Origin of the sequence: Allomuricauda sp. XS_ASV26, assembly GCF_041224615.1 — a bacterium.
Lineage (GTDB): Bacteria > Bacteroidota > Bacteroidia > Flavobacteriales > Flavobacteriaceae > Flagellimonas > Flagellimonas alginolytica.
Genome location: NZ_JBGFGK010000027.1, coordinates 270,962 through 284,471, shown reverse-complemented (window position 1 = coordinate 284,471; position 13,510 = coordinate 270,962). Strand labels below are relative to the sequence as shown.

Annotated in this window: 11 protein-coding genes and 2 tRNA genes; 10 read left to right on the top strand and 3 right to left on the bottom strand. The window is 41.2% G+C overall.

All coding sequences use genetic code 11. From position 1 onward, the window contains the following. Window positions 1-44: 44 nt before the first annotated feature. The 4 genes from AB9K32_RS02990 to AB9K32_RS02975 all read left to right on the top strand — a co-directional run bounded on the left by AB9K32_RS02990 (window position 45) and on the right by AB9K32_RS02975 (window position 4,151). Complete coding sequence (locus AB9K32_RS02990) at window positions 45-1,376, top strand: DUF4270 family protein (protein ID WP_369884295.1); 1,332 nt, start codon at window positions 45-47, stop codon at window positions 1,374-1,376. Next, a complete protein-coding gene (locus AB9K32_RS02985; RefSeq protein ID WP_369884294.1) occupies window positions 1,357-2,610 on the top strand; it encodes an OmpP1/FadL family transporter in 1,254 nt (417 codons plus the stop codon). The genes AB9K32_RS02990 and AB9K32_RS02985 overlap by 20 nt, the downstream gene beginning before the upstream one ends. An 86-nt stretch (window positions 2,611-2,696) precedes the next feature. Beyond that, window positions 2,697-2,771, top strand: a tRNA-Val gene (locus AB9K32_RS02980). A 309-nt stretch (window positions 2,772-3,080) separates the two neighbouring features. Next, on the top strand, window positions 3,081-4,151 hold the full coding sequence (locus AB9K32_RS02975) for a hypothetical protein (RefSeq protein WP_369884293.1): 1,071 nt from the start codon (window positions 3,081-3,083) through the stop codon (window positions 4,149-4,151). Between the two features lie 174 nt (window positions 4,152-4,325). Here the strand turns inward: AB9K32_RS02975 and AB9K32_RS02970 are convergent, their stop codons facing one another. Next, complete coding sequence (locus AB9K32_RS02970) at window positions 4,326-5,009, bottom strand: metal-dependent hydrolase (protein WP_369884292.1); 684 nt, start codon at window positions 5,007-5,009, stop codon at window positions 4,326-4,328. A 152-nt stretch (window positions 5,010-5,161) separates the two neighbouring features. Here AB9K32_RS02970 and AB9K32_RS02965 point away from each other — a divergent pair, with 152 nt between their 5' ends. Continuing rightward, window positions 5,162-5,575 carry a 6-carboxytetrahydropterin synthase gene (locus AB9K32_RS02965; RefSeq protein ID WP_224837583.1) on the top strand — a complete coding sequence of 138 codons (414 nt, stop codon included), beginning with the start codon at window positions 5,162-5,164 and terminating at the stop codon, window positions 5,573-5,575. A 29-nt stretch (window positions 5,576-5,604) separates the two neighbouring features. Further along, window positions 5,605-5,679: transfer RNA gene (locus tag AB9K32_RS02960), tRNA-Val, on the top strand. A 14-nt stretch (window positions 5,680-5,693) separates the two neighbouring features. Here the strand turns inward: AB9K32_RS02960 and murF are convergent. Both murF and gldJ read right to left on the bottom strand, forming a co-directional pair. Then, a complete protein-coding gene (gene murF, locus AB9K32_RS02955; protein ID WP_369884291.1) occupies window positions 5,694-6,968 on the bottom strand; it encodes a UDP-N-acetylmuramoyl-tripeptide--D-alanyl-D-alanine ligase in 1,275 nt (424 codons plus the stop codon). Window positions 6,969-7,032: 64 nt separating this feature from the next. Further along, window positions 7,033-8,682, bottom strand: coding sequence for a gliding motility lipoprotein GldJ (gene gldJ / locus AB9K32_RS02950; RefSeq protein WP_224837371.1), 1,650 nt, complete (start codon window positions 8,680-8,682; stop codon window positions 7,033-7,035). Window positions 8,683-9,046: 364 nt separating this feature from the next. Between gldJ and porV the strand changes: the two genes are divergently transcribed. The 4 genes from porV (at window position 9,047) to AB9K32_RS02930 (ending at window position 13,472) form a co-directional block, all read left to right on the top strand. Next, entirely contained in the window at window positions 9,047-10,192 is a 1,146-nt protein-coding gene (porV, locus tag AB9K32_RS02945) for a type IX secretion system outer membrane channel protein PorV (protein WP_224837372.1), read from the top strand. 80 nt (window positions 10,193-10,272) lie between these two features. Further along, window positions 10,273-10,764: a cytidine deaminase gene (cdd, locus tag AB9K32_RS02940; RefSeq protein WP_224837373.1), complete on the top strand. Its 492-nt coding sequence runs from the start codon at window positions 10,273-10,275 to the stop codon at window positions 10,762-10,764. 82 nt (window positions 10,765-10,846) lie between these two features. Next, window positions 10,847-11,845 (top strand): pyruvate dehydrogenase (acetyl-transferring) E1 component subunit alpha, encoded by a 999-nt coding sequence (gene pdhA, locus AB9K32_RS02935; protein WP_369884290.1) that lies wholly within the window; start codon window positions 10,847-10,849, stop codon window positions 11,843-11,845. Window positions 11,846-11,849: 4 nt separating this feature from the next. Then, window positions 11,850-13,472 (top strand): pyruvate dehydrogenase complex dihydrolipoamide acetyltransferase, encoded by a 1,623-nt coding sequence (locus AB9K32_RS02930; protein ID WP_369884289.1) that lies wholly within the window; start codon window positions 11,850-11,852, stop codon window positions 13,470-13,472. Window positions 13,473-13,510 lie beyond the last annotated feature (38 nt).

Sequence of the window (13,510 nt, the reverse complement as noted above, 5' to 3'; positions counted from 1 at the left end):
CGCCCTCTTTAAACTCAGCCTACATTTGGATCAAACAAATAATTATGGGAAAGGTTTTTTGCTCTTTGAGCCTATCGATATTTGTATTGTGGTCTTGTAGTTCTGAAAATTATAATGCATCAGATTTTTTGGCCGGAGAAGAATTTACCGATAGCAATATTCGTGTTGCCCTGATCGATACGATCACCGTGGAAATTTCCACAATGAAGTTTGATAGTATTGTTACCAGCGAGTCCAGTAGGGTGCTGGTGGGTAAATATAACGACCCCGAATTTGGAGTGGTCAAGTCTTCTGCTTACATGGGATTGATGCCATCTTCGTATGTAATAGATTCCGATGCGGAATATGATAGTATTGCTTTGTATATGAAGTATGACTCGTACTACTATAGCGATACGCTGCGGACCAATACGTTGCACGTAAAGCGATTGTCCGCTACCTTAAAACCGTCAGAAGGGGATTATCTTTATAATACCAGTGAAGCCGAATATTTTGAAGATGATATTGGTGCATTGACCTTTATGCCCCGACCAATGGATGGTGACTCCTTGGAAATAAAACTCTCTGATGCATTGGGGGTAGATCTTTTTGAAAAGTTCCAGGAAAAGGAGATAACCACATCCGATCAATTTAAGGATTACTTTAAGGGAATTGCACTTATTCCCGGCCAAACGGACAATGGTTCTGTGATAGGATTTACAAAATCTTCGGAATCTATTTTTGTACGCTTGTACTTTAGTGAGGCAGAAGAAACCGAAAGGGTGCAAAGCTATTTGGACCTGAATATGGATGTGACATCTTCTCCTGTTCCATTTTTTAATCGCATCGAGTCGGAAAACCCCAACACAAACCTCGAGACATTATCAGATCAAGAAGTCAATCTCGATTCTAAGGATTCAGGCGGACTTAGTTATATCCAATCGGGTGTGGGCATTGCCACCCGGGTAGAGTTCCCACATATAAAGAACCTATACGACATAAAAGGTCAGGGGACAATTTTGGATGCAGTACTCAAAATCAGGCCTTTATCGGGATCGTTTACCGATAATCTTATTCTAAAGGACTCTTTGTCCGTATACGTAGTTAATCAAAACAACGATTTAATTTCTCAATTGCTTGTAGAGGAAATCGCTCCCGTACAAGGTATTCTAAATCGGGACAATGAGGAGTTCAACGATATTTATTACGAATTTTCTTTGGGAAGCTATATCGAAGAGCTGTTCACAGAAGAAATGGAAACGGAAGAAGCATTGATCTTGTTGCCGGATAATTATAATTCCACGGTAGACCGATTTATACTAAATGGCTCTGGCAATACAGGGTATAGCACGGTAATGGAGCTAACATTTGCGATTTATGATGAAGAAGACGATTAAATATTTATCCATAATAGCTATATGTTTTATGACTGGTTTGGCAAATGCTCAATCAGAAGGGCTTACCAGTTCACCCTATTCCTTATATGGATTAGGAGTGATCAATCAAACAAGTATTGGAAAAACCAATGGAATGGGGTATGCCGGTATTGGATTGCGTTCAGAGACTGAAATCAATAATCTTAACCCATCCAATTTTGCACTAATACCACAAAACTCCTTCTTTTACGATATTGGGGTGGTCGGTGAACTGAACAGTTATAGCAATGCCAGTTATAGCGAATCCAAGAGTACTTTGAATTTTTCCAATTTGGCCTTTGCTTTTAGAATTGCTGATCGATTGGGAGCGGGTGTCTCCTTAGTTCCCTATACTGATGTTGGCTACACTTTGGTAGGCCTAGAAACGAACATCGAAGGATCCAACGAAACATTTAATAGTAATGTAACCGGATTGGGGGGGCTCAACGACCTAAGTATAAACCTTGGGTATGGCCTATCGGAGGCTTTTAGGCTTGGTATAAAGGCATCTTTCCTATTTGGCAATATCGAAGAAACCGAGGGTTTTGCCATAAGTAATAGTTATTTCCAATTGGATGAGGTTACCAATTACAGTGGAGTTAGGCTGGGTATCGGTGCACAGTACGATGTTTTTAAGGACTTTACTGTAGGGGGTACCGTTCAATTGCCGGTCTCCCTTAAAGGAAATGTAACGCGATCGGTGTATAAAACACTGGACGATGTAGAAATTCAGGTCGAAGATGAAGAGGGCGATTCGGTTTCAGATTTTAAACTTCCATTGGAACTTGGCTTTGGTTTAAGTACAAAACTCATTAAGTCCTTCACCTTGTCGGCCGATTACAAACATAACTTTTGGGATTCCACCGACCAGTCCGAAAATGTGGGGACTTATATTGATCAGGATATATATGCCATTGGACTGGAATATTTAAAAAATGAGAGAGGTTTTAAGTATTGGGATCGTGTTCGGTACCGAGGGGGGTTCAATTATGATAATGGATATCTCGCCATCAACGATAATAAAATTGATGGATATGCGATTACAGCTGGCCTGGGCCTTCCGGTAGGGCGTACGAGCAATTCTATGTTGAATATATCCTATTCCTATGGCAGTAAGGGGCAAATTCAAAATATTTTGGTCAAAGAAAATTACCATACCATAACAATTAATTTTAGTTTGGAGGATCTGTGGTTTAGAGATAGAAAAATCAATTGATCCAAAAAGGTGGATTCTTTTTTTATTTTTTCTTTTTGAAAATGAAAAACTATTATATATTTGCACTCCCATTTAGGAAAATGAATGGGCGCTTAGCTCAGTTGGTTCAGAGCACCTCGTTTACACCGAGGGGGTCGGGGGTTCGAATCCCTCAGCGCCCACAATAAAAAAGCCTCCAAAATTGGAGGCTTTTTTATTTTTAAATGTTGATGGATTCCCCGATACCGGGCAGTAGCAGCTTCTTGCCCTTGCTTTCAAAGTGTTCCACTGCTGTTGTTTTGTCAATTTTTATAGGCGGGAATGTATCGTAATGATAGCCTAGAACTTGGTTGTGGCCAACTAGTCTTTCGTCATGATGCCGAAAATATAATCAAGGGATTTTATAATTGTTCTTTCGTGTTGGTTTTGATCAAACTTCAATTACTGCCCATTCTCCGGATATTGATGAATAGAATGAAGTATTTTCAATATTGATTAAAGCAAGACAGCGGACTCAATTAAAATTGGAGAGGCTAGCCGGAAATACATTCAATAAGATAAATGAAAGTAAATATTTAGTTGACCGACCAATGTCTAAATCGGATTGGTCAAAAAGCTTGCAAATGAATAAATTTCTGAAAATATTTAAAAAGGTAGTTTTATATACATTTTCTGTTCTAATACTTCTTTCAGTTGCGGGATACACTTACCTATATGTACTTCCAAAAGGACCTGAAATCACAGTTGCCAATAAAATTAATGAAGGAATAGACACTTTTGTTATGCAGGCTTTTAAAGATAGTGGGAAAAAATCCATTAAGGTATGGACCTACAAACCTGAAAGTTGGAACAACCAAGACAAAATTGTTTTTGTTATGCACGGTGGTGGTCGAAATGCAGATGATTATCTAAATGCATGGATTGAGTTGGCAAATAAGAATAACTTATTTATTGTAGCGCCTGAATTTGAGAACAAGTTTTCAAAATATACGACAAACGACTACCAAGAGGGAAACTTATTTACTTTTTTTGGAACTAAAAACCCAAAAACTGAATGGGCGTATTCAGTCGTTGAGAACATATTCGACCATATTAAATCTGTAAATAATATTACGAATGAGCAGTACGATATTTTTGGTCATTCAGCTGGCGGACAATTTGTGCATAGAATGGTGATGGTAATGCCCGAATCCAGAATTGGAACAGCGGTTGCTGCAAATTCTGGATTTTACAGCTTTCCGGACCAGTTCCTTGACTATCCGTATGGATTGAAAAATATAGGAACAGATTTGCCGAAAGCCTACAAAAAAAGATTGATCATTCTATTAGGGGAATTGGATAATGATCCTAGTTTAGGAACTTTTAGAACAACAGATCTGGCAATGGAACAAGGAGCGCATAGGTTGGAACGTGGTACAACTTTTTTTAATGCGAACAAGGAATTAGGAGATAAGAACAAATGGGAGTTTAATTGGACAATGGACACAGTGAAAAATGTAGGCCACGACTATAAAAAAATGTCAGAAAATGCAATTGAGTGGATAAAAAACCGCCCCCATTAATATATTTCATTCATTTCCCCCAAGTTTTTATTTTTTAGTTGATGTAAGAATCCCCCATGGTTTGCCTGTACTACTCCTTGAGCCAAATACATCATTTAAAACCTTTGACCGATAGTTGTACAGTATTGTCGCCACTATTCAAATAATTGTTTTTAAACAATGTTGATTTTATTTTTAAATGTTGATGGATTCCCCGATACCGGGCAATAGCAGCTTCTTACCCTTGCTTTCAAAGTGTTCCACTGCTGTTGTTTTGTCAATTTTTATAGGCGGGAATGTATCGTAATGATAGCCCAATACCTGGTCACAGCCAACAAAATCACTTGCAATCGCTGCATCTTCATAACCCATGGTAAAATTATCGCCAATTGGCAGTACCGCAATATCCAACTTGGGACAGGTCAATGGGATTAACTCCATATCCTTTGTCAATGCCGTGTCCCCGGCAATATAAATGCAATTGGATTCATCATAAATTACAAAACCACCGGGATTGCCTCCATTGCTTCCATCGGGCAATACACTGGAATGGATGGCATTTACATATTTTGCGGTCCCAAAATCAAACGAATATTTACCCCCGTGATTCATTGGGTGGCCTTGTATTCCCTTTTCCCCAAACCAAGAAATAATCTCAAAATTGGAGACCAAGGTTGCATCTGGATTGTTTTTTAAAATCGCCTCAACATCCAGAACATGGTCTTGATGGCCGTGTGTAACAAATACGTAATCCATCTTAAGAGTTTCAACGTCAATGTCGGACGCAAGCTCGTTACCGGTGATAAAGGGGTCGAACAAAATTTTCTTGTTGTTGATCTCTACCAATAAAGTGGCATGGCCCAAATAGGTTATTTTCATAGTGTAATGTTTATATCAGATTTTAAACGTAGCTGTAATAAGAAGTGTTTTTTTGATGCATAAATTTAGTAAGAACGCACGGCATTATCAATTCCGCTTATTTTTTTGAATCCGAAAATATGGAATGCAGAAAAAGGGATTACCTTTGCAGCATGATTGCCACAATTTGCAGAAAAGCCCATTTTAATGCAGCCCATAGGCTCCATAACCCTAATTGGAGCGATGAGAAGAACATAGAAGTGTTCGGAAAATGCAACAGCCCAAGTTACCATGGTCATAATTTTGATCTTGAGGTGAGAATTAAGGGCGAGGTTGATCCCGACACCGGGTTTGTAATGGATCTAGCGGAACTGGGAACATTGATCAAGGAAGAGGTCGAGGAACGTTTTGATCACAAGAACTTGAACGAGGACTGTCCTGAGTTCGCAAACCTATTGCCAACTACAGAATACTTTGTGAAAGTAATCTACGATATTCTAAAACCTAAATTAAAAGAGGGACAATTATTGCATATTACTTTGCACGAGACATCAAAGAACTCTGCGGAGTATGGAGATTGGGATTAATTTCCGATATTGCAGCCCGTTTCCAATAGGGGATATTAGCTCAGTTGGTTTAGAGCGCTGCCTTGACAGGGCAGAGGTCACTGGTTCGAATCCAGTATATCCCACTTTTCTTTTCTATTTACAGAATATCCAAAACCCGTTCTAAGGCCATACCGCGAGAGCCTTTTATCAGTAAATTGCCTTTTTCTAAAGGATTTTTCAAAAGGTGTTCTTTTAAATCATCAAACGAATTGAACTTGTTCAAGGTCGTATTGGTGCCAAAAAAGTTGGTGCCTACCAAATAAATATGGTCAAAATGTAGTTTCGCGGCCAAATCAACGATGGCCTGGTGCTCCTCTTTGGCAGTACTGCCCAGTTCGAACATATCGCCGATAATTATGGTTTTTGGATGATTTGGCATGGAGTCAAAATTTTCCAAAGCGGCTTTCATGCTTGTAGGGTTTGCATTGTAAGCGTCCAAGACAATGGAAAACCCATCTTTATCAAGTATTTGGGAACGGTTGTTCTGCGGTCTATATGATGCTATGGCCGATTTAATATCATCCAATGGAACGCTAAAATACTTGCCCATTAGAATGGCAGCGCAGCAATTGGTAAAATTGTATTTGCCTACCAGCTGTGTGTTTACTCTTTTTCCTTCAAACTCCAAGGATACATAAGGATCGGCCCCTAAAAACACGATGTTGTAAAATTGATGGTCTTGGGTGCTGAACCCGATTTTTTTTGTGTAAGCGTTCAGTTTTTCTTTTTGGATTCCATCATCGGCATTAAAAAAAACATGTTTGTCGTTGCCTATAAGATAATCGTATAGTTCGCTCTTGCCCTGAATTACACCTTCGACACCCCCAAACCCTTCAAGATGGGCCTTGCCAAAATTGGTGATGTACCCAAAATCTGGTTGGGCAATAGAGCTCAAAGCTGCAATTTCTTTTTTATGGTTGGCGCCCATTTCCACAATGGCAATTTCAGTGTCCTCTTTAATGGATAGCAAGGTCAATGGCACCCCGATATGGTTATTAAGGTTGCCCACCGTAGCGATGGTCCTGTATTTCTTGGAAAGCACGACATTAATGAGCTCCTTGGTCGTGGTCTTTCCATTACTACCGGTCAGAGAAATAATTCTGGCATTGGAATATTGTCTGTGAAAAGTGGCCAATTGCTGCAAGGTGGTCAGTACATCTTTGCAAACTACAAATCGGTCTGAAGTTTTGTAGGATGGATCATCAATAATTGCATAGGCCGCACCTTTTTCCAACGCATCTTGGGCAAAGGCATTTCCATTAAAATTGGGGCCTTTAAGAGCAAAAAACAAACCGTTTTTCTTGATTTTACGTGTATCCGTCGAAATTGTAGGGTGCGCTAAAAAGAGCGCGTGCAATTCTGTTATAGTCATAAATCGAAGATAAAAAAAAGCCCCGACCTTTTGGCCGGGGCTTTTAAAATACTCAAGAAGTTATTTATCTCGCCTTTTTATGGCGTACTGTTTTCTTTGATTTGGATTTTGATCCCACTCTGGACATGGCACATCTAAATCCGATATCGTCCGTTGCCATGTATTGTGGCAAATATCTACGTTGTGCCGGGTCTAACCAGAATGCACGGTCTCTCCAGGATCCACCTTTGTACACTCGAACTTCGTTATTGATCAAAGAAGTTCTGTAGTTGGATTCGTCGTACTGGCGAACAAGCTCCCCGTCTTCGTTGCGCTCCACTTTGTGCTGCGGAGAGTCATACATCTTTTGGTTATCCTCTTCGTCGCTAAAACGGCTGAAGAATCTAGAGGAACCTGGGTCCCCATCCCTAAATCCACGGTTATCACTTTTATCAAAATTGGTTCTTAAATAAGTTTCCTCTTCTGTTACCGCAACTTCTTTGATCTCTCCTGGCAGGTTGATGGCTACGATTTTTCCATTAGGGAGTGTATCGTACACAATTTTATCCTCTAGGATTTCAACTTTACCATCTTCGCCGATTGCTTTTTTCATGAAAACGTTTCCACGATAGTAGTTAAAGTCACTGATTTCATCATCGACAATGGGGCGGTAAACATCGGCAACCCATTCGTTAACGTTTCCGGCCATATCGTAAAGTCCAAAATCGTTGGGTTTATAGGATTTAACCTGTCCCGTAATATCGGCACCATCATCGGACCATCCGGCAATCCCGCCGTAATCACCTTTACCTTGTTTAAAGTTGGCTAGCTGGTCACCACGTCCTACACGTTGTCCATTTCTGGTGTAATCGCCGTCCCATGGATACTTTTTTCTACCTCTGTAGTTATTGTATTCCCTTGATCCAACAAGTGCCTGTGCGGCATATTCCCACTCTGTTTCGGTAGGTAGTCGGTACTCGGGCATAATTACCCCACTGCTTCTTTTTGCAAAAGTGTTTATGGAGTCTCTTTTTTGTTTCCCTTGAAGTGAATCTATTTGCCCACCATATACGGATTCTGGATTGTTAAGGTAAGCTTCGGTGCTAAAAGTACCTTGAATGTCACCATTCAAAACTTTGTACTTGGCGTCCTCCGCCAAATATCCTTCGCGCTCCAACATAACCTCGTTTACCCGATCGGTCCTCCACTCGGCATATTGTGTGGCCTGTACCCAGTTTACACCTACTACGGGGTATTCTGCATACGCGGGATGTCTTAAGTAGTTGTTGGTCATGGTTTCGTTAAAGCCCAAACGGTTTCTCCATACCAAAGTATCGGGTAGGGCACCTTGATAAATGTTGGCATAATTTGGGTTTTCAGGAGGATATACTTCCTTCAAATAATCCAAATATTCCAGGTACATTACGTTGGTCACCTCTGTTTCGTCCATATAAAAGGACTGCACATGCTGTTGGGTCGGCGTATTGTTCCAATCGTGCATTACATCGTCCTGAACTTTACCTTTGGTAAATGTTCCACCCTCTATAAATACTGTTCCAGGAGGAGTTTCCTGCTCTTTGAAGTCCGAATTGTATTGAAATCCCCCTTCTTTGGCATTGATTTTCCAACCAGTGGCTCTGGAGACGTTCTTGGATGAAGAAGAGTTTTTACAACTTGAAAAACTTCCCATCACTACGGCGCAAGAAAGTACAACTTTGATTAAGTGTTTTTTCATAATTTGGGCTTGAGTACTTTAAAACTCAGGGTTCATACCCTCAGTAACTTCGATTTGTTTTGATTTTTAAAATCTTTCGATGGCATTAAAACGGCGATTTTGCCATTATATTTTGTGCACATCAAATATTTATCGCAATGCCATGATCGGCACCTGCTACATTTCTGTAACGGAGAAGGAACCGAATTAGTATGATTGCCTTTGTTTTTAACGAATTCGCTCCCATATAAATTTTACAGGAATCTCCATACCTTTAAAAAAAACACCGTTGGTTACAAGAATTTGTGGAATTAAGCGTTTACATGTAATAATCCAATAGGTTTAAATTTAGACCGTGAACTTTACTAAACGCTAAATACTTAGAATGAAAAAGTTACTCGCATTAGTAGCAATGCTTGCCATAGCCCCATGGATGAGCGCACAACAGGAAAGAGCGATTACAACGGCAGTGCCATTTTTGACCATTGCTGCCGATGCAAGGGCATCTGGTATGGGCGATATGGGGGTAGCTACATCTTTTGATGCCTATTCACAACAATGGAACCCCGCCAAATATGCATTTGCCGATCAAAAATCGGGTGTGGGCATTAGTTATACGCCCTATCTGGAGACTATTGTAAACGATGTCTCCCTTTTAAATGCCAACTACTATAATAAGCTGAACGATAGAAGTGCTTTCGCCTTTGGACTTCGCTATTTTGGGTTGGGGGAAATTGAATTAAGACAGACCATTGATCAAGATGCTACCTTGGTGAAACCTAATGAGTTTGCATTGGATGGGTCCTACTCCCTTAAACTTAGCCAAACTTTTTCCATGGCGGTCGGGGGGCGCTTTATTAGTTCCAATCTTAGGTTCCAAGATGGTGCGCAGGATTCTCAGGCAGCAAATGCATTTGCAGTGGATATAGCCGGTTTTTTTAGGTCAAGGGAAATTGCCTACAGTAATTTTGATGGCCGATGGAGAGCAGGATTCAATATTTCAAATATTGGGGGTTCACTACAATACGATGAGGGCGGACAGGAAAACTTTTTGCCTACCAACCTTAAATTCGGAGGTGGATTTGACTTTATTTTTGATGCGGACAATGTATTGGCCATCAATACGGAGTTCAATAAATTATTGGTGCCCACCCCACGGGATTTCAATGGGGACGGCGATATTACTATTGAAGATAATGACGAGTATCAAAACATCAGTTTCTTTAACGGTATCTTCGAATCTTTTGGAGATGCACCAGATGGTTTTAGTGAGGAATTGAAAGAGGTGACCTGGGCACTCGGAGCGGAATATCGTTTCCGGGAAGCTTTTATGCTCCGAAGTGGTTACTTTAACGAGAGTGAGGAAAAAGGCTCTAGAAAATTCTTTACTCTGGGTGCCGGATTCAAATTTAAATCGGCCCAAATAGATCTTTCTTACCTCTTTTCGACCTCACAGGTTAGAAACCCATTGGAAAACACCTTGCGATTTTCGTTATCGTTCGATTTTGGAGAGGAGTTCTTCAACGATTGATCACAAACAGAAACACCATAATAAAAACCTGTCCCTTGGGCAGGTTTTCTTATTTTTGGAATACATCACCATCAAAAGATATGGAGAAAAAGAAGATTGATTTTGAACTGCTCATTTACGAGAATGAAAACGAGCTGTCACAAAACGACAAAAAATTGTTAGAAAAGGCCAAAGAGGCTATGCAGAATGCTTATGCGCCATATTCCAAGTTCAAGGTAGGTGCCGCAGTACTTTTAGAAAACGGGGAGGTTGTCCAAGGGAACAACCAAGAAAACGCTTCGTACCCTTCCGGTCTATGTGCCGAGCGGGTCGCCGTTTTCCACGCAGGTGCCATATATCCCGGGGTCACCATTCTAGCTGTCGCCATTGTAGCATCATCATCTTTGCACGAGGTTACCGTTCCAGCGGCGCCATGTGGCAATTGCCGACAATCCATGATCGAGTACGAACAAAAGCAAAAATCACCAATTTCAATAATACTTGGGGTGCCCAACGGGCCTGTTTATAAATGTGCTTCCATGTCCGATATTTTGCCTTTGGCGTTCAATAGTTCATTTTTGAGCGATTCTTAATTCAATTCTTTTTCCAAAAACAGATATATATGTATTTTTGCTCTTCCCTAGTGCAGGGCGAATCCATTTAATATCACAGTCGATGAAAAAAATCACCAAAGAAGTTTACCTTAAATGGTATGAGGACATGTTATTCTGGAGAAAGTTCGAGGATAAACTGGCCGCTGTATATATACAACAAAAAGTAAGAGGGTTTTTGCACCTCTACAATGGTCAAGAAGCGGTGCTGGCCGGTGCATTGCACGCAATGGACCTGGAAAAGGACCGTATGATCACGGCCTACCGGAATCACGTTCAACCGATTGGTATGGGTGTTGATCCAAGAAGGGTGATGGCAGAACTCTATGGAAAAGTAACCGGTACCTCCAAAGGAATGGGCGGGTCAATGCATATCTTTTCCAAAGAACATCGTTTTTACGGTGGACATGGTATCGTAGGGGGGCAAATCCCTTTAGGTGCCGGGTTGGCCTTTGGTGACAAATATTTTAAAAGAGATTCGGTAACTTTATGTTATATGGGAGATGGTGCCGTTCGACAAGGTTCGCTCCATGAGGCATTTAACTTGGCCATGTTGTGGCAACTGCCCGTTGTTTTTATATGTGAGAACAATGGCTACGCCATGGGAACATCAGTTGCAAGAACATCTTATTCCACGGATATCTGGAAATTGGGTCTTGGGTACGAAATGCCATGTGGCCCTGTAGATGGTATGGATCCTGCAATTGTGGCCAAAGAAATGGATAAGGCCATTGAACGTGCAAGAACAGGGGGAGGCCCAACTTTCCTGGAAATGAAAACCTACCGATATCGAGGACATTCCATGTCCGATGCACAGCATTATAGAACTAAAGAAGAAGTAGAAGAGTATAAAAAGATAGATCCGATTACTCAAGTAAAAGATGTAATTCTGGAGAAAGGATATGCATCCGAGGACGACCTTAAACAAATAGATAAAAAAGTCAAGGACTTGGTAAAGGAGTGTGAAAAATTCGCGGAAGAGTCGGATTTTCCACCAAAAGAACAATTGTACGATACTGTTTACGAGCAAGAAGACTATCCATTTTTACAACATAAATTATAATTAGATGGCAGAAGTAATCAACATGCCTAGATTGAGCGACACCATGGAGGAAGGTACCGTGGCAAAATGGCTCAAGAACGTAGGGGACAAAGTCGAAGAGGGAGATATTTTGGCCGAAATCGAAACGGACAAGGCCACAATGGAGTTTGAATCCTTTCATGAGGGAACTTTGCTTCATATCGGAATAGCGGAAGGTGATGGGGCCCCGGTTGATTCACTTTTGGCAATTATCGGTGAAGAGGGAGAAGATATTTCCGCGCTTTTGAACGGCAATACAAGTGACTCGGCACAACAGGAAGAAACTTCGGTATCAGCTGAAGAAAAACCAGAAGCTCCGGCGGAATCCGTAGATGTTCCTGAAGGAGTCGAAATTGTTACCATGCCTCGGTTGAGCGATACTATGGAAGAAGGTACCGTGGCCAGTTGGTTGAAAAGTGTTGGGGACGAAGTCGAGGAAGGAGATATTTTGGCCGAAATCGAAACGGATAAGGCCACAATGGAGTTTGAATCTTTCTATTCGGGTACACTTCTTCATATCGGTATTCAAGAAGGAGAAGGAGCGCCAGTGGATTCTTTATTGGCCATAATTGGTCCAAAAGGCACGGATGTGGACGCAGTTCTTAAATCACAAGCATCCGGAGGATCTTCAAAAAGTGCACCAAAACAAGAAGCGCCCAAAAGCGAGGCTACAAAAACCGAAGAATCATCAAACAAAGTAGAGACACCTTCTGCAAAAGATGGTCAGCGTATTTTTGCATCGCCATTGGCAAAAAAAATAGCCGAAGAAAAAGGTGTTGATCTTTCTCAGGTAAAAGGAACCGGAGACGGTGGTAGAATTGTAAAAAAGGATATAGAGAACTTTAAGCCATCGCAAACGGCGCCAGCTGCTGAGAAAGCCGGGGAGCCTGTCACAGCAGTTGCCCCAGTGAGTATTCCTGTTGGTGAAGAAAGCGTTGAGGAGGTAAAAAACTCTACAATGCGCAAGGTAATAGCCAAACGATTGGGAGAGTCCAAATTCTCCGCTCCGCATTACTATCTTACCATTGAAGTGGACATGGACAATGCAAAAGCATCCCGTTCACAGATCAATGGTTTGCCGGACACAAAAGTATCTTTCAACGATATGGTGTTGAAAGCCTGTGCCATGGCACTTAAAAAACACCCACAAGTAAATACGTCTTGGAACGGTGACACCACGATCTATAAGCATCATGTGCACATGGGCGTTGCGGTGGCAGTGGACGAAGGCCTTGTTGTTCCCGTAATTAAGTTTGCCGACCAGTTGAGTTTGACCCAACTTGGTTCTGCTGTGAAAGATTTGGCAGGAAGAGCTAGAAGCAAGAAAATAAAGCCGGACGAAATGGAAGGCAGTACCTTTACTGTTTCCAATTTGGGAATGTTCGGTATTCTGGAGTTCACATCAATTATAAACCAACCTAATTCGGCAATCTTGTCGGTGGGTGCCATTGTAGATAAACCAGTGGTTAAAAATGGTGAAATAGTTGTGGGCAGCACCATGAAAATCACGTTGGCCTGTGATCATAGGACCGTCGATGGGGCAACAGGGGCCCAGTTCCTTCAAACTTTGAGGGCATATTTAGAGAATCCTGTTACCATGCTTGCCTAAAAATAGTAGGGACTCTTCCCTTAACTTATATATATAAA